This is a genomic window from Actinocorallia herbida, assembly GCF_003751225.1.
Lineage (GTDB): Bacteria > Actinomycetota > Actinomycetes > Streptosporangiales > Streptosporangiaceae > Actinocorallia > Actinocorallia herbida.
In genome coordinates, this window is sequence record NZ_RJKE01000001.1 from 4414937 (window position 1) to 4434082 (window position 19146).

Sequence of the window (19146 nt, forward strand, 5' to 3'; positions counted from 1 at the left end):
AAGACCGGCCGCTCATGAGTCGGTCCGCAGCAGCAGCACCCCGCTGGGGGTGAGGCCGCCGCTGCTCACCGCGGCCACCCGGGCGCCGGCGACCTGGCGGTCCCCGGCGTCGCCCCTGAGCTGGGTGATCGCCTCGTGGACCAGGCCCATGCCGTGGGTGCGGCCGTGCGAGAGCTGGCCACCGTGCGTGTTGAGCGGCAGGACGCCGTCGCGGGCGATGTTCTTGCCGCCGTCGAGGAAGTCCTTGGCCTCGCCGATGCCGCAGAAGCCGAGCGCCTCGATCCACGACAGGCAGTTGAACGTGAAACCGTCGTACAGTTCGGCGACGTCCACGTCCGACGGCCGCAGATCCGTCCGCGTCCAGAGGTGCGCGGCCGGGCCGAGCACCTGCGGCTCGTGCGTCGAGGTGCTCTGGTCCCACTCCAGCCGTTCCACGATCTGGGTGCCGACCGCCTCGATCCGGACCGGCCGGACCCGCAGGTCCCCGGCGGTCTCGGCGGCCGAGACGACGACCGCGATGGACGCGTCCACCGGGACGTCGCAGTCGAACAGCCCGAACGGCGTGGTGATCGGCCGGGCGCCGAGGTAGTCGTCCATCGTCATCGGCTCGCGGTAGACGGCCGTCGGATCGAGCGCCGCGTTGGCGCGCTGGTTGAGCGCGATCCAGCCGAGCGTCTCGCGGGTCGTCCCGTACTTGTGGAAGTGCCGCTGCGCGGTCTGCGCGAGCGTGTGCGCCGCCGACGTGCCGCCGAAGGGCATGGTCCAGCCCATGTCGCCGGCCGAGCGCCCGCGCGGCGGGGGCGGCATCGCGCCGGTCCGCATCAGGGTCTCCGACGTGGACTGCCAGACCGTCCGGAAGCACAGGACGTGCCGGGCGAGCCCCGCCGACACCGCGAGCATCGCCGCGATGATCGAGCCGCCGGGCCCGAACGTCTCGCCGCCGCCGTTGAACCAGGTCGGCCGGACGCACAGGGCGGCCTCCAGTGCGGTGACTCCGCCCTCGCCCATGCCGTGCTCCAGGCCGCCGCCCGGGTAGGTGGCCAGGCCGTCGATGTCGGCCATGGTGAGCCCGGCGTCGGCGACGGCCGCGCGGCACGCCTCGACGGTGAGGGCGAGCGGGTCGGTCATCAGCCGCCGCCCGGACACCGACCTGCCGACGCCCGACAGGACCGCGTCGTCCTCGAACCTGCGGGTCGTCACGGCGGGCCTGACGAACTCGCGCACCCGCTCGGCGGGCAGCTCGTCCTCGGGCAGCGCCGCGGGCTCGGCGGGCTGGTCGGGCGCGGGCCGGAAGTTCGGCAGCCACACGTCCTCGACCTGCTCGAAGGCGACCTCCACGGCCATGCCGAGGTACAGGTCCTCCTCCGCGCAGTCCACCAGCCGGGTGGAGAGCTTGACCCGGGGGTCCTCGTCCAGCGCGACCTGGGCGACGATCACGGGCGAGGGGACCCCCGGGAGCTGGAACCGGTGGCTCACCGTGAAGCCGAAGAGCGTGCCGCGGCCGGAGACCTCGCGGACCTCCAGCGCGGCGCTCGGACACGACGGGCACCCCGGCTTGGGCGGGTGGACGAGGGCCGCGCACGCGGCGCACTCCTTGATCCGGAGGACGCCGTCGGCCCCCGACCGCCAGTAGTAGTCGTTCCAAGGGGTGACGAAGGGGAGCGGTCGCTCGCTCATGCGCTTGCCTCCTTGCGCGGCAGGGCCGCGACGAGTTCGTGGTCGGGCAGAGCGTCCGTCGCCATGCCGGACGCGCCACCGAGCGCCCCCACCTCGATGAAGACCTCCGCGTTGATCCTGGTGTAGGTCCCCCAGTCCTCCGGGAGGTCCTCCTCGTAGTAGATGGCCCCCACGGGGCACACCTGCTCGCAGGCGCCGCAGTCGACGCACTCGTCGGGCTGGATGTAGGCCATCCGCTCGCCCGGGTAGATGCAGTCGACCGGACAGGCGTCCACACAGGATCTGTCGAGAACGTCGACACAGGGCTGGGCCACCACATAGGCCACGACGCACTCCCCTTCGTCTGTCTTGCTGAGTTGGTGCCGGCGGCCTAGAGCTTGGCCGTCGCGGCGCGGACGGTGACGGGTTCGGCGAGGCGCTGCTCGTCGCAGACAGCCTGCATCCGGGCGATCGTCTCCACCAGGCCCGGTCCGAGCCGCTTTCCGGGGGTGAAGGTCGCCGGGAGGTGCTTCATCCCGTTGATGATGCCGGTGGTGTCGTAGTGCACCCCGCCGCCGGGCGTGCACACGAAGTCGGGCATCCGGTCGAGCACCGCGGCGAGCATGATCTTGAACACCGCGCGCGCCACGTTGGACCCGATGCACCGGTGGATGCCGAGGCCGAAGCTGGCGTGCCGGTTGCCCTTGCGGTCCAGGTGGACGTTGTGCGGGTCCTCGAAGACCGTCTCGTCCCGGTTGGCCATCGCCCACGACAGCCAGATCCGGTCGCCCTCCTCGAACTCCGTCCCGTTGATGACGCAGCTCTCGGAGATGGTGCGGCCGTCGCCCTGGGCGGGGGTGTAGAACCGGAGGAACTCCTCGGTCGCGCTGTCCAGCAGCGTGTCCCGCTCCCGGCTCAGCCGGTCGCGCTCCTCGGGGTTCTCCGACAGCCACTCCAGGGCGTGCGCGGTCAGCGCGGTGGTGGTGTCGAACCCTCCGCCGATGAGCAGCCCGAGCACACCGAAGATCTCGTTGTCGTCCGGCCGGTAGCCGTTGATCTCGACGGTCAGCAGCTCGTGGACCAGGCCGGGCTTGGGGTTGTCCCGGATGTCGTAGACGCTCTTCATGAGCGTCACGCCCATCTCCATCTGGAGCTGCCGCACCCGGTCCGCCTCCGGCGTGTTCGGCCGGGTGTAGACGGCGGCGTGGGTGGGCTCGCAGTAGATGTCCCAGTCCTTGAGCGGCAGCCCCAGCATCGCCAGGGTGAACACCGCCGGGACGATGTTGGCCAGGTCGTCGACGAAGTCGATCTGCCCGGACTCGATCTTCTCATCGAGGCAGGCGCGGGTCAGCTCCTCGATGACCGGCTTCCACCGGGCCACCGCCGCGGGCGACAGGTAGGGGTTCAGGGCCTGCCGGTAGTACCGCTGCTCCGGCGGGTCCATCTCCAGGAAGCCGCCGCGGCGGGCCTGGCCGGCCGGGGGCGGCGGGATGTTGATCCCGCGGTAGCCCCGCTTGGTGCCGGTGACGTCGTGGTCGTTCGACAGCACATCCGCGCGCCGCGCGATGTCGAACAGCTCCTTGTTGCCGCTGGCGAACCAGTAGCCGTCGTGCGTGTCGTTCCAGGCGACCGGGCACTTGCCGTGGAACTCCGTGGCGAGCTCCTCGAACTCGACGCGGTACCGCGGCGAGTGCCGGTCCAGGCTGATGACGTGCTTCTTGCGCTCCGCGTCCGCGGACCGCTCTTCCTCGGTGCTCAAGTCTCTCTCTCCTCCCCCGAGATCGGACGGGGGTCAGAACAGGACGACGGCCTGCTCGGGACAGGAACGGACGGCTTCCTTGGCCTCGCCTTCCAGCTCGGCCGGGACGTCCTCGTGCAGCGCGTACGCGTGGCCGTCCTCGTCGCGCAGCGCGAACAGCGCGGGCGCGTTCATGGCGCAGAGGGTGTGCCCCTGGCACAGTTCTCCGTCGACGCGAACCTTCATTGGTCCTCCTCCGGGATCAGACGTGGAAGTCGTGGAACTTCAGGTACGAGCCGCCGTCCACGCGGAGCTGGAGGCCGGTGACGTAGCGGGCCTCCTCAGACGCGAGGTAGACGACCGCGTTGCTGATGTCGACGGGCTCGATGTAGGGGATCGGCATGGCCTGCTGTGCCGGGAACGCCGGGAGGGCGTCCTCGCGGGTCGGGTTCTCCAGGTCGGGCCGGAACGCCTTGTACATCGGCTCGCTGTTGAGCATGTCGGTGTTGCAGTTGGTCGGGTGCACCGCGTTGGCGCGGATCGAGCGGGGCGCGAGGTTGCGGGCCAGCTCGTGGATGAACTCCGACAGGGCGCGCTTGGCGTACTGGTAGCCGGCGCCGCCCGGGTCCTTGCCGGGCTGGGCGATCTGCATGCCCGTCATGAACGCCGCGGCCGAGCCGGTGGCGATGATGACGCCGCCTTCCTTGAGGTGCGGGATGGAGGCGTGCGAGGCGTTGATGACGCCGAGGAGGTTGGTGTCGACGACGTCGATCCAGCCGGTCATGGTCGGCGGCTCGCCGTGCGACGGCATGATCCCGGCCTGGGCGACGACCACGTCGAGCCCGCCGAGCTCGGCGACACCCCGCTCCAGCGCGGCGGTCAGCTGGGAGCGGTCGCGGACGTCGGCCTGGACCGCCACGACGCGGCGGCCGAGCTTCTCCACGAGGCGGGCGGTCTCCTGGAGGTCCTCGGGGGTCGCCAGCGGGTACATGTTGGTCTCGATGTCGTGGCAGATGTCCACGGCGATGATGTCGGCGCCTTCTTCGGCGAGCCGGACCGCGTGGCTGCGGCCCTGTCCGCGCGCGGCTCCGGTGATGAAAGCGACCTTGCCTTCTACTCGGCCCATGATGGTGCCTCTCTTTCTGTGGGGGTGGTGAAGCGGGACCGCCGGGGGGATCCGGGGACCGGTCAGCCCGCGACGGGGGGACGGGAGATGGTCTTGACCTCGAGGAAGTCCTCAAGGCCCTCGGTGCCCCATTCGCGGCCGATGCCGCTCTGCTTGTAGCCGCCGAAGGGGGACTCGACGTCGAACCACTGGGCGCCGTTGACGCTGACGGTGCCGGTGCGGAACCGCCTGGCCATGGCCATCGCCCGGTCGGTGTCCGCGCTGAACACCGCGGCGGACAGGCCGAAGATGGTGCCGTCGGCGACGCGGAGGGCGTCCTCGTCGTCGTCGTAGGGCAGCACGACGAGGGCGGGGCCGAAGATCTCCTCCTGGGCGACCGACGCCTTGGGGTCGATGTCGGTGATGAGGGTGGGCTCCACGAAGTAGCCGCGGTCGAAGCGCTCGGTGGGCTTACCCCCGACGACCACGCGGCCGTCCTTCGCCGCGGACTCGTAGAAGCGGTGGATGCTGTCGCGCTGGGCGGCGTTGATGACCGGGCCCATCAGGTTCTTCGGGTCGGTCGGGTCGCCCCACGGGATGTTCGGCATGACGGCGGCGGCGAGGCCGACCGCGTCGTCCAGGCGGGAGCGGGGCACGAGGAGCCGGGTGAGCTGGGTGCAGCCCTGGCCCGCGTGCGTGCAGACGCCCCCGGCGAGGCCCGGGATGATCGCCTCGAGCGGGGCGTCGTCCAGGAGCACCGCGGCGGACTTGCCGCCCAGCTCCAGGGTGACCCGCTTGACCGTGTCGGCGGCCGCGGCCATGACCCGGCGGCCGGTGACGGTCGAGCCGGTGAGGGTGACGGCGTCGACGTCGGGATGCGAGGTGAGCAGGGAGGCCACCCGGGTGTCGCTGGTGGTGACCACGTTGAACACGCCGGCGGGCAGGTCGGTGTGCTCGGCCGCGATGGCGCCCAGCGCGAGCGCGCTCCACGGCGAGTCCGGGGCGGGCTTCAGCACGACCGTGCAGCCCGCCGCGAGCGCCGCGCCGACCTTGCAGATGTTCAGGTAGAACGGATAGTTCCACGGGGTGATCGCGGCGACGACCCCGGCCGCCTCGCGCCGGATGATCCGCTCGCTCGGCCCGCCGAAGATGTCCTTGGCCGGCAGGACGCGCTCGAACTCGTAGGTGTCGAGCAGTCCGATGTAGTGGTCGAAGTAGCCGATCGCGGCCTCCAGCGCGATCCCGCCGGTGAGCATGACGGGCACGCCGATCTCGGCGACGACCAGGCCGCGCAGCTCCTCGACGTTCGCGCGCAGGGCGTCGCGGAGCTGGACGAGGCAGCGGCGGCGCAGCTCCACGTCGGTGGACCAGCTCGTGGTGTCGAAGGCGCGGCGGGCGGAGGCGATCGCGCGCTCGACGTCGGCGGCCGACGCCTCGGGCACCGCGCCGATGACCTCTTCCGTGGCCGGGTTGATGTTGTCGAACGTGCGTCCTCCGGCGGCGGCGACCAGCTCGCCGCCGATGAACATGCGCTCACCGAGTTTGGTCACAGGTTCTCCAGGTGCGTTCGGGGTGGGGCTCAGGCGTCCTGGGCGGGCCAGAGCAGGGGGGCGAGGACCGCGTGCGCGTCGTTCAGCGCGCCGAGGTCGGCGCCGAGGTCGGCCGCCGTCTCGCGGACGACGGTGAGGTCCTTGCCGAGGAACTCCGCGACGGCGGAGGCGAACCCGGCGACCGAGCCGCGCCCGGCGATCCCGGCGAGCGCCCGGCTGGCGCCGCTGCCGTGCTCCAGCGCCTGGAGCAGGGCGGTCTCGGCGACGCCGAGCTGCGCGGCGACGGCGACGGCCTGGCCGACGATGCCGATGTTCGCGGCGAAGACCGCGTTGTTGAGCAGCTTGATCCGCTGGCCGTCGCCGAGCGCGCCGAGGTGCAGGATGGGGTCGCCGTACGCGGCGAGGAACGGCCTGACCTGCGCGAACGCCTCGGCCGTGCCGCCGACGAGGAGGGTGATCGTCCCGGCGGCGATGTCGTGCGGGCCGCCGCTGATCGCGGCGTCCACGACGGCGATCCCGCGCTTGGCCGCGTACCCGCCGAGCAGCTCGACGGTCCGGGGGCTGCACGTGGTGTGCACGATGAGCGCGGCGCCTTCGGCGAGGGTGTCGATGAGCCCGCCGTCGAGGCAGACCGACCGGACCTGGGCGTCGGTGTGCACGCACACGCCGACCATCTGGGCGTCGGCGAGGTCGGCGACGTTCGCGGTGGCCTTGGCGCCCGCGGCGGCGAGTTCCGCGCGGGCCTCCTCGGACGCCTCGAGGACGGTCACCTCGTGGCCCGCGGCGAGCAGCCGCCGGACCATCTGGCCGCCCATCCGGCCCGCGCCCACGAAGCCGAGCCTGAGCGCGCTCATCGGGCGCAGCCCATCGACTCCAGGGCGGCGTCGGCGGCGGCGAAGACCGAAGATGCCTTGACGCCGTTCGCCTCGGCGAGTTCGGCGACGATGCGGGCGTCCTTCTGGAGCAGCGGGCCCGCCTTGCCGCCCATCGGGGCGAGCACGAATCCGGCGCGGGGCAGCATGCCCGTCGCGAAGCTCGAGCCCGAGCCGCGGGACAGCACCACGGCGAGCTGCGCCGGGTCGACGCCCAGCTCGCGGGCCAGCGCGAAGGCGCTCTCGGCGACTCCGAGGTTGGCGGCCAGCAGCAGGTTGTTGATCAGCTTGGCCCGCTGTCCGGCGCCGACGGGGCCGAGGTGCACGATCGGGTCGCCGTAGGTCGCGAAGACCGGCCGGCAGCGCTCGACGGTCCCGGCCTCTCCGGCCGCCATCACCAGGAGGCTGCCCACCTCGGCGGCGGGTCCGCCGCCGCTGACCGGGGCGTCGACCAGGCCGACGCCGCGCTCGGCCGCGCGCTCGGCGAGCCGGGCGCAGGTCTCGGGATGGACGGTGCTGTGCACCGCGATCACACCGCCGGGGCGCATGCCCTCCAGCAGCCCGTTCGGGCCGGAGACGACCTCCTCGACCCCCGCGTCGTCGAGGACGCAGACGCACGCGAGGTCGCTGGCGGCGCCGACCTCGGCGGGCGAGACCGCGATCGAGGCCGCGGTGTCCGCGAAGGGCTCGAGGGTCTCGGGGCGGCGCGCCCACAGCGTGGTCGGGAAGCCCGCCTCGATGATGCGGCGCGCCATCGGCGCGCCCTGGCTGCCGAGTCCGATGAACCCGACGGACGCCACGTCGCTCATGTGACGGCACCCGCGATCTTCAGCGTGATCAGTTCCTCGTCGCTGAGGCCGAGCTCGCGCAGGATCTCGTCGGTGTGCTCGGCGAACTGGGGGGCCCGCTTGAGGCGGATCGGCTCCCGGTCGAACTGGACGGGGCTGGCGACGAGCTTCTGGGTCCTGCCCTCGGCGTCGACGACGTCGGCGATCTGGCCGATCCCGCGCAGCGCCGGGTCATGGCCGACCTCGAAGTTGTTCTGGACGACCGACCACTGGCCCTCCATGTCCTCGAAGGCCTTGACCCACTCGTCCTTGGTGCGCTGGAGCAGGAGGTCCTTGATGATCGCGACGGCCTCGGCGGAGTTCGCCGTCAGCTTCTCCGCGGTGTCGAAGCGCTCGTCGGTCGCGAGGTCGGGGCGGCCGACCTTCACGCAGAAGTCCGCCCAGTAGCGACCCGGCTGGAGCATGATCAGGCTGAGCCACCGGCCGTCGGCGGTCAGGTAGTTGTTCGACAGGGGGTTCGGCACCGCCTGCGCCTGGCGCGGGTCGTACTTGGGCAGCGGGGCGCCCGCGAGCAGCGCCATGTTCACGTTGAGCTGGTTGGCCCAGGCGCCCACGCCGAGCAGGGAGATGTCCACGGTGGGCGCGCCCTGACCCTGGCTGCGGGCGAACAGCGCGGCGGCGATGCCGCCGGCGATCGTCATCCCGCCGATGTTGTCGCCGAAGGCGCCGCCGGGCTGGGAGATGATCCGGTCGTAGCCGGGCGGGGTGGAGCTGTCGGCGTTGCCCGCGCGGGCCCAGAAGGCGGTGCCGTCGTAGCCGCCGTTGTCGGACTCGGGGCCGCTGTGCGCGAAGCTGGTGCCGGACGCGTAGACGATCTCGGGGTTGAGCGCGCGGATGTCCTCGACGTCGATGCCGAGCCGCTTGCGGGCGCCCGGCAGGAAGTTGGTGAGGAAGACGTCGGCGCCGCGGACCAGCTCGGCGAGGATCGCCTTGGACTCGGGCTTCTCCAGGGACAGGCCGAGGCTGCGCTTGCCGCGGTTGGGGCCGTCCATGATCGGCGCGAAGGTGGAGGCGTCGTCCACGACGCTCTGGCCGTAGACCTTCACCAGACCGCGCTGGGCGTCGCCCTTCTCCGCGTGCTCGATCTTGATGACGTCGGCGCCCCAGTCCGCGAGGACGGCGCCGGCCGACGGCACGAAGGTGAACTGGGCGACCTCGATGACCCGGACGCCTTGCATCGGTAGGAACACAGGAAGAGACCTCGACTTCCTCACGCCGGTCGGAGATCCGGCGAAGACTGCGGAATCGGAAGGGGTGGACGACCGGGGCCGGGCCGCTCTCGCGGTGCCCCGGGTGACCCTCGGTTCGATAGAACAATATCCATCGAACTATTTAGTGAGCAAGACCTCACCCGCCTGCTCTTGAAGAATATTTCGATGATGTTCGAAGCGTGAAAGCACGAACACCCGCCGGGGCATCCGCACGGATGCCCCGGCGGGTGTCGCGAACCCCGGCAGGCGGTCTCAGAGACTCCTAGACGTTGAAGCGGACCGCGCCGTCGACGCGGATCACCTCGCCGTTCAGGTAGTCGTTGTCCACGATGTGCAGCGCGAGCCGCGCGTACTCGTCGACATGGCCCATCCGCTTGGGGTTGGGCACGCCGGGGCCCCACTTGGCCTGGGCGTCCTCCTCGGCCATCCGGAACGCGGGCGTGAAGAACGTGCCGGGCGCGATCGACATGACGCGCACGCCGGTCGGCGCGAGGTCACGGGCCGCGGCGAGGGTCAGGCTGATGACGCCGCCCTTGGCCGCCGCGTAGTCGGTCTGCCCGACCTGCGACTCGAAGCCCGCGATCGACGCGGTCATGATGACGACGCCGCGCTGCCCCGACTCCAGGGGTTCGTTCTTGGTCATCGCCGCGGCCGACTGGGCGAGCACGTTGTAGGTGCCGCCCAGGAAGATGTCGGTGGTCTTCCGAAAAGTCTCCAGCGGGTAGAACTCGCCGTTCCGGTTCACCATCCGGCGGCCCGCTGCGGGCCCTCCGTGCACGATCACCGAGACCCGCAGCGTGCCGAGCGACTGCGCCGCGGCGACCGCCGCCGCCACGGACTCCTCGCTGGTGACGTCGGTGGCCAGGAAGCGCACCTTGTCCCCGCCGAGGTCGGCTTCCAGGGCCTTGCCCTTGTCCTCGGCCATGTCCGCGACCACCACGACCGCGCCGGCCTGCACCAGCCGCCGCACGGTCGCCTCACCGAAGCCGCCGGCCCCGCCGACGACGAGGGCGGATGCGCCTTCCAGATTCATTGCGTCCTCCTCTGGCGCGGGCGCACGCGCCCGCGGGGGTGATGTGCGCCCGGCTCGGCGCCGGGCGCAGGACCCTGCCACGAGGCAGGGCCCTTGCCTAGCGCGCTAGGCGGAGACCGAGGCGTCGGGGTGCACGAGGGCGACGAGGTCGCGGCGGAGGACCTTACCGGTCGGGTTCACCGGGAACTCGGCGAGGAACTCGACGTAGCGCGGGGTCTTCGAGCCCCGGAGGCGCTCGCGGACCCAGGCCCGCAGTTCCTCGGCGTCCACGGTCCGGCCGGGCCGGACGATGACGAAGGCGCCGATCTGCTGGCCCCACTCCAGGTCGGGCACGCCCGCCACGACCGCGTCGGCGACGGCGGGATGCCCGCTCAGCACGTCCTCGATCTCGGCGGGCGCGATGTTCTCGCCGCCCCTGATGATCGTGTCGTCGGCGCGCCCCCGGACGAAGAGGTAGCCCTCGGCGTCGAGGTAGCCGCGGTCACGGGTGGGGAACCAGCCGTCCCCGCGGACCTTGCTGCCCGCCTCCAGGTACTCCCCGGCCACCTGCGGCCCGCGCACGACGATGTCGCCGACGACGCCGGGCGCGCAGGGCGTCCCGTCCTCGCCCTGCACCTCGATCTCGACCGACGGCAGCGCCCTGCCGACCGATCCGAGCCTGGCCCGGACGTCGGGGTCCGCGGCCTCGATCGCGGTGCGGTGGTCGTCGGGCCCCAGGACGGCGATCGAGGACGCGGTCTCGGTGAGCCCGTAGGCGTTGACGAACCCCGTGCCGGGGAACCGCGTCAGCGCCTCCTCGACGACCTCGGCCGCGACCTTCGCACCGCCGTAGGACAGCGACTTCAGGCACTCCGGGCCCGGCACGTCGCGGTCGCGCAGTTCGGCGACGATCCTGGCCAGCATGGTCGGGACCACCATCGCGTGCGTCACACGCTGGCTCCCGACGGTGTCCAGCCAGCCGGCGGGCGTGAACTGGTCCAGGTAGACGATCCGGCGTCCGCTGTAGAGGTTCGACAGCGCGTTGGCGACGGCCGCGATGTGGTACGGCGGCACGCTCACCAGGGTCGCGTCGGTGTCGGGCACCGAGGCGAACTCCACCGAGCCGAACAGGTAGGCGGTGAGGTTCTGATGCCGCAGCACCGCGCTCTTGGGGGCCGCGGTCGTCCCGCTCGTCATGAGCAGGACGGCCACGGACTCGGGGTCGGTCGTCAGGGCCGCGTCGGACCCGTGGTCGCTCGCGGGCAGCGCGAGGAACTCCGCGACGCCGAGGGTCCGCGCGCCGGGCACCCGCTCGGGGGTGTCGGTGACGACGAGGGGAGCGTCCTGCCGGGCCATGATGTCGGCGAGCTGCTCGGCGCCCAGCCGGTAGTTGACCGGCAGGAACGGCACCCCGGCGAGACTCGCCGCGAACAGCGCGACGGGGAACGCCGGGCCGTTCGGGCCGAGGTAGACCAGCCGGTCGGCGCCCTCCGCGTGGAGTTTCGCGGCACCGGCCCTGGCACGGTCGCGCAGCCCGGCGCCGGTGAGCCCGCTGACGGGGTCACCGACGAGGACCCGGTCGCCCAGGCCGTCTGCGACCATGTCCAGGATCATCGAGAGGTTCATCGTGCCCGCCCTCAGCGTCCGCGCTTGACCTGGTTGAACGGGACGTCGCGGTCGAGCGCGGCCTCCCGGGGCATGCCGAGGACCCGCTCGCTGATGACGTTGCGTGCCATCTCGGTGCTGCCGCCGCCGAGGCTGCCGCCCTGGCGCATGAGGTAGCCGATCGAGGCGCGGCCGGTGGGGCCCTGCCCCCCGGCCTCGCCGAACCCGATCCGGGATCCGGCGATCCGCACGGCGAGGTCGTCGTTCAGCTGGGAGTACTCGGCGTGCAGCAGGCGCAGGAGAGAGGCCGCGGTGGGCGGCAGCGCGCCCGAGGCGATCCCGCGGGTGACCCGCGTCGCGGTCTGCTCGGCGACCTTCTCCATGACGAGGCTGCGGCCGACCATCTCGCGCACCCGCGGGTCGGCGGAGCGGCCCGACACCGCGGCGACGTCGAACGGGGTGACATGGGACATGCCGCCCTTGTCGCGCTGACCGCTGACGTACGGGGAGCCGCCGCCCATCGAGTTGCGCTCGTGGAAGAGCTGCCGGGACGCGACCGCCCAGCCGCCGTCGACCTCGCCGACGACCGCGGACGCGGGCAGGACGACGTTGTCGAAGAACTCGTCGCAGAACTCCAAAGAGCCGTTGACCATGCGGACGCGGTTCATCGTGATGCCCGGTGCCTTGGTCGGCATCAGGAACATGGTGAGGCCGCGGTGCTTCGGCACGTCCCAGTTGGTGCGGGCCAGGCACAGCGCCCAGTCCGCGGCGTAGGCCGAGGTGCTCCAGGTCTTGGAGCCGTTGATCACGAAGTCGTCACCGTCCCGGTCGGCCCTGGTGATCAGGCCGGCCAGGTCGGAGCCGCCGCTGGGCTCGGACAGGAACTGGCAGAGGATCTCCTCGCCCCGGATGGCCCCGCCGATCCGGTCGCGCTTCTGCTCCTCGGTGCCGCAGTCCAGGATCGTCGCCGCGCAGATGGCGAACGAGGGGAGGTTCAGCGCCAGCGGCATCTCGTAGCCGGCGCTCTCCTCGTTGAAGGCGAGCTGGTGCGCCGGGGTCAGGCCCAGGCCGTCGTACTCCTTGGGGAAGCAGATCCCGGCGAACCCGCCGCTGTACAGCAGCTGCTGGAGTTCGCGGGCCCGCAGCCAGTCGCCGATGTCGTCCTCGGGGAGTTCGGCGGCCTCCGCCTCGGCGTCCCGGCGCGGCATGTGCGCGGCGAGCCAGGCCCGCGCGCGGAGGCGGAACGACTCGACGCTCTCCATCGTGGTGTCGGTCATGCTGATCAGCCCTTCGGGGTGGCGGCGAGGTCGGCGAGGCGCAGTCGGTGGTCCTCAGGAGTCCCGTACAGGGCCTGGTCGACCGTCGTGCGGCGGAGGAAGAGGTGCAGGTCGTGCTCCCACGTCACCCCGATGCCGCCGTGGATCTGCACGCAGTCCTGCACGATGAGCAGGGACTTCTCGCCCACGAAGGACTTGGCGACGCTGGCCAGCTCGGCGGCCTCCGGCGACCTCTCCTGGATGGCCGCGGCGGCGGCCTGGGTGGTGGCGTGAGACGCCTCCAGCCAGGTGCGCATGTCGGCGAAGCGGTGCTTGAGCTCCTGGTAGGACGCCAGCGGGCGGCCGAAGGAGTAGCGGTCGAACGCCCACTGGACGGTCATCGCGAAGACCCGCTCCAGGACGGCGCAGACCTCCGCGCACTGGATCAGGACCGCGATCTGGAGCTGCCGCTCGATCACCTCGTCCGCTCCGGGCGCGCCCACGAGGGCGTCGGCGCCGACGCGCACGCCGGCGAAGGCGACCTCGCCGTAGGTGCGCGACAGGTCGACGTTCCACTGCGGAGTGACGGTCACGCCGTCGGCCCCGGTCGGGACGAGGAACTGCGCGACGCCGTCGGGGGTCCGCGCGGTGACCAGCAGCAGATCGGCCTGCTCGGCCTCCTGGACGCGGTCCTTGAGGCCGTCGAGGACGTAGCCGTCGCCGTCGGGGGTCGCGGTGAGCGCGGGCGCCAGGGGCGACCACTCGCCGCCGGGCTCGTACACCGCCCAGCTCGCGACGCTCTCCCCCGCCACCAACGCCTCGACCTCCGCGCTGTGGTCGGGGCCCGCGCCGTGCGTCTCGACCAGGGCGGCGAGGACGACGTTGACCGGGAGCAGCGGGCCGGGGCTCACGCCCGCGCCCAGCTCCTCGGCCAGCACGGCGAGGTCGCGGACGCCCTCGCCGGAGACGCTGCCGCCGCCCAGCTCCTCGGGCACGATGGCGGCGGCCCAGCCCAGCTCGGCGCCCTGCTGCCACCAGTCCCGGCTCCAGCGCGGCTCGCCGTCCCGCATGGCCCGGATCCGGTCCAGGGGGTACTCCTTCTCAAGGAGCCGTCGGGCCGAGGTCTGGAAGAGCTTCTGATCCGACGAGAGCGTCAACTCCATCGAGACTCCTCTCACGTGTGCACAACGAAGGGCGCGGCCTCGCGGTCCGGGGGGTGTGGGGGTGGACATCACGGAGGCCGGGCGCCACTAGCGGATATGCCCTTACTGAACACGACGGACATACACTTGTCAATGTATCGAAGTATCCGTCACTATCACTCCGGTGAGTAAGCGCGGGTCCTAGATCATCCCTGTGGGAAGGGTCACGCCCAGGGGCCGAGCCGTATGCTTTCCGTTGAGATAAGTTCATGGTTGCCGAATGCTCGAAGCATCGATCCGGAGAACGTTGCCCGGTCGGAGCACCGGCCCGCTGACCCGTGGAGAGGAGGGGCCGTCATGCCACGCGAGACCGTCGCCACCACCGAGGTCCTGAAAGCGCTGAGCGACCCGATCCGGTGGAACATCGTCCAGCAGATCGCGCAGGAGGAGGAGTTCGCGTGCAGCGTCCTTGAGGACACGCTGCCCGTCTCCAAGACCACGATCTCCTACCACACCAAGATCCTGACCCAGGCCGGGCTGATCGAGGTGCACAAGCGCGGCAGGAACTACTTCTACACACTGCGCCACGAGGTCCTGCGCGAGGTGATCGACGAGCTGTGGAAGCTGGCTCCCGGCCCCCGCCTCGTCGAGGCCCCGGCGCCCGCCGAGTCCGCCGCGCCGGCCCGTGCCGAGCAGCCGCGCCTCGCCGCCGCCTCGGGCGACACCGACGCCCCGGCCGGACTCCTCACCTGGTAGCACGCGGGACCCGCGCGGTCCTGCGATAGCGTTTCGGCCCTGACGACAGAAGGGATCCGTTCATGGCGGCCGCCTCCAGTGACGCGGTGGTGCTCAGCGATCCCGGACCCGGGGTCCGGCTCGTCACGCTGAACCTGCCGGGCGTGCGCAACGCGATGACCGAGGAGATGACCCGGGCCTGGGACCTGGCCATCGACGCCGTCGCGGCCGACCGGGAGACCAGGGTCCTCGTGGTGACCGGCGCGGGCAGCTCGTTCTGCTCCGGCGCCGACCTCTCCTGGCTCGACCAGGGATCGGCCGAGGACGTCACGATCGACCGGCTGCGCGAGCGGATGCTGCCCTTCTACCGGAGCTGGCTGCGGCCCCGCGCCCTGCCCTTCCCGGTGATCGCCGCGGTCAACGGCCCGGCCGTCGGCGCGGGCGTGTGCCTCACCCTCGCCTGCGACCTGCGCTATGCCTCCCGCACCGCGCGTTTCAGCGTGCCGTTCATCTATCGCGGCACCCACGGCGGCATGGCCTCGACCTGGCTGCTGCCCGAGGCGATCGGCGTCACCCGCGCCCGCGAGATGCTCTACACCGGCCGCGAGGTCGCCCCCGACCAGGCACTCGACTGGGGCCTGGTCACCGGTGTCGGCGACGACGCGCTCCAGCAGGCGCTGGAGTCCGCCGCCCGGATCGCCGAGGCCGCCCCGATCGCGCTGCGCCTCACCAAGACCGGCCTCGAACAGTCCGCCGCCGGCCTCGAAGCCTCCCTCCAGTGGGAGGCCCTCGCCCAGCCCGTCACCATGACCACCTCGGACCTGCACGAGGGCATCGCCGCCTTCCGCGAGAACAGGGCGCCGCAGTTCCGCGGCAGATGAGCGAACTCCGGTGTGAAAGCGCCTCCGGCCTTCGCACCGGCTGAGGCCCGAGCGGGCGGGCCGGCGAAGGCGGCGGTCAGCCGACAGCCCTGATGCGGGTGCCGTATCTGCCGTCGGTGTTGACCGCGCCGCTGCCGGCGCGACGGCCCGCGGTCATCACCGCGTGCGCGCCGGGGTCGGCGGCGTCCGCGCGGCAGGTGCGGACCGCGGCGTAGAGGCCGGGGACCGGGAGATGCCCTCCGACGAGGATCGCGCCGGTCTCCTCGTCCACGCCCAGTTCGCTCTGGACCTCGGTGAGGGAGCCGTCGCCGTGGGCGCACCAGGCGCGGACGGCGAGTTCCGGGGTGGGTCCGTCGGCCGGGAACTCGGGCCACCGCGACCGGGTGCCCGGGGCGGCCGCCTCGGCGCGGGCCGTGTGCGCGGCCGACCAGGTCGCGGGGCCGACGAACTCCCAGTGCCGGGAGTCCATCGCGAGGACGACCGATGAGCAGTCCACCTCGGCGACGCTGAATCCCGCCTCCCACACCGCCTCGGCGGCCCTGGCCAGCACCGGGCGCACCCGGGTGGTGGCCCGCTCGCCCATCCTGCGCAGTATCCGGTGGCCGAGCGCGGCGGCGCGGGACGGCAGGGTCGCGTAGCCGAGCCCGCACACCTCACCGCCCACGACGAGCAGTTCGTGCGCCCTGGCGTGCGGGCGCACCTCGACGCCGGCCTCCCGCGCGGCGGCGCGCAGTCCGGCCCGCAGCATCTCGCGGGGACGTTCGGGGCGGGGGATTCCGGGTCTCCGCTCGGTCAGGGGATCCTGGTCGAGGACCAGCACCCGGGCGTCGGCATGCGCCGCCGCCAAGGCCGCCGCGGCTCCCGCCACGCCGAATCCGACGACGACCACATCGACATGTCCGTCCAGCGCCATCGGCCAGCCTCCTCGCCAGCACGGCCCGCGGGGGGGGTGATCCCGCAGAGCTGATTCTCGTCGACGCCGCCCACCCTATGAACCTGGGTGACACGTGTCAACGGTCGGAGGGAAAGGGGCCTGACCTCGGGGGGAATCTCCGCGCCGTGGTCCGCTCCGGGTCGGGTCAGGTGGTTTCGCCCTGAACGATGCGGAAGGCCTCTTCCGCGGTGCCGACCCGGATCTCGGAGGCGCGGAAGCCGCCGAATCCCTCGTCGAGCGCCTGAATGATGTGGGAGAGGGAGACCGGGACGTCGGCGGCGATCGTGGTCAGGCGGGGGGTGATGACCTGGCCGAAGGGGGCGTACTCGACGCCGATGACGGCGAGGTCGCGCGGCACGTCGAGGCCCAGGGACTTGGCGGCGTCGGCGAGGGCCAGGGCGACGAGGTCGTTGTAGCAGGCGACGGCCAGGGGCACGCCGGTGCGGGGCAGCGCCTCTTCCAGGACCTTGCGGGCGCCCTCCTGCTCCAGGGGGACGCGGAGGTAGAGCGGGGGCGCGAGGCGCTCCTGGGCGCAGTAGGCGGCGACGGCGTCGGCGCGCATCTGGCCGTAGGGGTCGTCGCGCGCGTCGGACAGGAAGCCGTAGGCGAGCGTGGGATAGCCCCTGGCCCTGAGGTGGCGGGCCTGGAAGTCGCCGATCGCGGTGTTGTAGTCCGGCTGCTGCTGTCCTTGGCCCTCGCCGTTGACGAGCATGCAGCCGACCTCGTCGAGGAACGCGATGTCGTGCGGCGACAGGCCGCCGAGATCGACCACGCCCGCGGGCCGCAGCGTCTCGACCATGTGCTGGAGCCGCCGCGACGTGGCGGTCTGGGCGCGCGGGACGCTGAAGTGGACGACCGGGCTGAGCCCGATCTTCTCGACCTCGGACGACAGCACCTCGATGACGTCCTGGACGTTGGTGAACGTCGTGTAGGGCAGGACCAGGACGACGAAGTCGCTACGGCCCATCACCAGCGCCCGGCCCGCGGCCGAACGGACATAGCCCAGGGAGAGCGCCGCGTCACGGACCCGTTCCACGGTCTCGGCGCTGAACCGCTCCACCTGGTTGTTCAGGACATGGCTGACGGTCGCCCGGGAGACTCCGGCGGCCCTTGCCACGTCGGCGCTCGTGGCGGGGCGCGCGCGGCCGGACGGGGCGTCCTCACCCGTCGGCTGCCTGGACACATCGTCTCCTGAGGGTCGAAGCCGGCACGGCTCCGCGCGCGGCGCGGGTCCCCGACTCCGCAACTCCCACCGTACGGCAGTCGGCGGCGCCGGCGCGCGCCGGGAGGCATCGATCTTACGGATCATGTCGATGGATACATTTACGACTTTAGAAATATCGGTTATGGTTCGAGTCGTCGCCGGGCGGCGCCGCGCCCGGCGGCCACATCGACCCCCAGGAGTGAGGTGGCCCCGTGCCCGAAGCCGTGATCGTCAGTGCGGTCCGCACCCCCATCGGAACCGCGAGGAAGGGCACGCTCGCCGCGACCCCGGCCGAGGACCTCGCCGTCCACGTGCTGCAGGAGGCGGTCCGCCGCTCGGGCCTCGCGCCCGAGCGGTTCGACGACGTGATCTTCGGCGAGACCCTGTACGGCGGCGGCGATCTCGCCCGCTACGCCGCGGTCGCCGCCGGGATGACCCACGTCCCCGGCGTGGCGGTGAACCGGCACTGCGCCAGCAGCCTCACCGCGCTCGGCATGGCCGCCGCGGGCATCCGCGCCGGATCGGAGCGGGCGGTCGTCGCGGGCGGCGCGAACTCGTCGTCGCTGGGCCCGGCCCTCACCTGGGCCGCCCCGCACTCCCCCGAGCGCCGCACGCCCCCGACCTTCCCCTACACCGAGGACGCCAACGACTTCACCGACATGACCGTCGGCTGGAACGTCGCGCAGAAGTACGGCCTCACCCGCGAGCAGATGGACGCCTGGGCGCTGCGCTCCCACCAGCGCGCGGTCACCGCGACGGCCGTCGGCCTGTTCACCGACGAGATCGCCCCGATCAAGGTGACCCGCCTGGACGGCGAGATCGTCGAGTTCGCCGCCGACGAGCACCCCCGGGCGACGACCACCGCGGAGAAGATGGCCTCGCTCAAGCCGCTCCGCCCCGAGATCGAGGGCTACTCGATCACCGCCGGCAACGCCTGCGGCACCAACGACGCGGCCGCCGCGCTCGCCGTCCTCGCCGACGACCTGGCCCGCGAGGAGGGCATCCCCGTCCTCGCCGTCGTCCGGGCGTGGGCCTCGGTCGGCGTCGACCCGAAGTACACCGGTGTCGGCGCGATCGACGCCGCGACGAAGATCCTGGACAAGACCGGGCTGAGCGTGGCCGACATCGACCTGTGGGAGATCAACGAGGCGTTCGCCTCGGTCCCCGTCGCGGCCTGCCGGGAACTCGGGATCGACGAGGCCCGCGTCAACATCTACGGCAGCGGGTGCAGCCTCGGCCACCCGATCGCCGCCAGCGGCGCCCGCATGGTCACCACGCTGGTCCACGAGCTGCGCCGCAGAGGCGGCGGCCGCGGCCTGGCCACCATGTGCGCGGGCGGCGGCCAGGGCGGCGCCGTGATCATCGAAGTGCCCTGACCCCTTCGCTTCCGGCCGCAC

The 19146-nt window shown here is 72.2% G+C and carries 18 protein-coding genes; 3 read left to right on the plus strand and 15 right to left on the minus strand.

The window, feature by feature from the left end:
• Nucleotides 1-12: 12 nt before the first annotated feature.
• The 13 genes from EDD29_RS20420 to EDD29_RS20480 form a co-directional block, all read right to left on the minus strand.
• The gene (locus EDD29_RS20420) at nt 13-1677 is read right to left on the minus strand and encodes a thiolase C-terminal domain-containing protein (protein WP_123665949.1); all 1665 of its coding nucleotides are present in this window, start codon (nt 1675-1677) and stop codon (nt 13-15) included.
• The gene (gene fdxA / locus EDD29_RS20425; RefSeq protein WP_123665950.1) at nt 1674-2003 is read right to left on the minus strand and encodes a ferredoxin; all 330 of its coding nucleotides are present in this window, start codon (nt 2001-2003) and stop codon (nt 1674-1676) included. The genes EDD29_RS20420 and fdxA overlap by 4 nt, the downstream gene beginning before the upstream one ends.
• A 44-nt stretch (nt 2004-2047) precedes the next feature.
• Complete coding sequence (locus tag EDD29_RS20430; protein WP_123665951.1) at nt 2048-3415, minus strand: cytochrome P450; 1368 nt, start codon at nt 3413-3415, stop codon at nt 2048-2050.
• Nucleotides 3416-3448: 33 nt separating this feature from the next.
• Nucleotides 3449-3640, minus strand: coding sequence for a ferredoxin (locus EDD29_RS20435; protein ID WP_123665952.1), 192 nt, complete (start codon nt 3638-3640; stop codon nt 3449-3451).
• Nucleotides 3641-3656: 16 nt separating this feature from the next.
• Complete coding sequence (locus tag EDD29_RS20440) at nt 3657-4520, minus strand: mycofactocin-coupled SDR family oxidoreductase (protein WP_123665953.1); 864 nt, start codon at nt 4518-4520, stop codon at nt 3657-3659.
• A gap of 62 nt (nt 4521-4582) precedes the next feature.
• On the minus strand, nt 4583-6049 hold the full coding sequence (locus EDD29_RS20445) for an aldehyde dehydrogenase family protein (RefSeq protein ID WP_246052880.1): 1467 nt from the start codon (nt 6047-6049) through the stop codon (nt 4583-4585).
• A gap of 29 nt (nt 6050-6078) precedes the next feature.
• The gene (locus EDD29_RS20450; RefSeq protein WP_123665954.1) at nt 6079-6903 is read right to left on the minus strand and encodes an NAD(P)-dependent oxidoreductase; all 825 of its coding nucleotides are present in this window, start codon (nt 6901-6903) and stop codon (nt 6079-6081) included.
• Nucleotides 6900-7730: an NAD(P)-dependent oxidoreductase gene (locus tag EDD29_RS20455; RefSeq protein WP_123665955.1), complete on the minus strand. Its 831-nt coding sequence runs from the start codon at nt 7728-7730 to the stop codon at nt 6900-6902. The genes EDD29_RS20450 and EDD29_RS20455 overlap by 4 nt, the downstream gene beginning before the upstream one ends.
• Entirely contained in the window at nt 7727-8947 is a 1221-nt protein-coding gene (locus tag EDD29_RS20460) for a CaiB/BaiF CoA transferase family protein (RefSeq protein WP_123665956.1), read from the minus strand. The genes EDD29_RS20455 and EDD29_RS20460 overlap by 4 nt, the downstream gene beginning before the upstream one ends.
• A gap of 295 nt (nt 8948-9242) precedes the next feature.
• On the minus strand, nt 9243-10013 hold the full coding sequence (locus EDD29_RS20465; RefSeq protein ID WP_123665957.1) for an SDR family NAD(P)-dependent oxidoreductase: 771 nt from the start codon (nt 10011-10013) through the stop codon (nt 9243-9245).
• A 105-nt stretch (nt 10014-10118) separates the two neighbouring features.
• Nucleotides 10119-11618 (minus strand): class I adenylate-forming enzyme family protein, encoded by a 1500-nt coding sequence (locus EDD29_RS20470; protein WP_123665958.1) that lies wholly within the window; start codon nt 11616-11618, stop codon nt 10119-10121.
• Nucleotides 11619-11629: 11 nt separating this feature from the next.
• The gene (locus EDD29_RS20475; RefSeq protein WP_123665959.1) at nt 11630-12874 is read right to left on the minus strand and encodes an acyl-CoA dehydrogenase family protein; all 1245 of its coding nucleotides are present in this window, start codon (nt 12872-12874) and stop codon (nt 11630-11632) included.
• A 5-nt stretch (nt 12875-12879) separates the two neighbouring features.
• Nucleotides 12880-14016: an acyl-CoA dehydrogenase family protein gene (locus EDD29_RS20480; protein ID WP_123665960.1), complete on the minus strand. Its 1137-nt coding sequence runs from the start codon at nt 14014-14016 to the stop codon at nt 12880-12882.
• A 336-nt stretch (nt 14017-14352) separates the two neighbouring features.
• Between EDD29_RS20480 and EDD29_RS20485 the strand changes: the two genes are divergently transcribed.
• Nucleotides 14353-14751, plus strand: coding sequence for an ArsR/SmtB family transcription factor (locus EDD29_RS20485; protein ID WP_123665961.1), 399 nt, complete (start codon nt 14353-14355; stop codon nt 14749-14751).
• Between the two features lie 62 nt (nt 14752-14813).
• Nucleotides 14814-15611 carry an enoyl-CoA hydratase/isomerase family protein gene (locus EDD29_RS20490; RefSeq protein WP_123665962.1) on the plus strand — a complete coding sequence of 266 codons (798 nt, stop codon included), beginning with the start codon at nt 14814-14816 and terminating at the stop codon, nt 15609-15611.
• A gap of 76 nt (nt 15612-15687) precedes the next feature.
• Here EDD29_RS20490 and EDD29_RS46375 read toward each other — a convergent pair whose 3' ends face one another.
• Together EDD29_RS46375 and EDD29_RS47745 are read right to left on the minus strand one after the other, a co-directional pair.
• The gene (locus EDD29_RS46375) at nt 15688-16524 is read right to left on the minus strand and encodes an FAD-binding protein (protein WP_211359810.1); all 837 of its coding nucleotides are present in this window, start codon (nt 16522-16524) and stop codon (nt 15688-15690) included.
• A gap of 166 nt (nt 16525-16690) precedes the next feature.
• Nucleotides 16691-17728 carry a LacI family DNA-binding transcriptional regulator gene (locus EDD29_RS47745; protein ID WP_281280910.1) on the minus strand — a complete coding sequence of 346 codons (1038 nt, stop codon included), beginning with the start codon at nt 17726-17728 and terminating at the stop codon, nt 16691-16693.
• Between the two features lie 233 nt (nt 17729-17961).
• Between EDD29_RS47745 and EDD29_RS20505 the strand changes: the two genes are divergently transcribed.
• Nucleotides 17962-19125 (plus strand): thiolase family protein, encoded by a 1164-nt coding sequence (locus EDD29_RS20505; protein ID WP_123665964.1) that lies wholly within the window; start codon nt 17962-17964, stop codon nt 19123-19125.
• Nucleotides 19126-19146 lie beyond the last annotated feature (21 nt).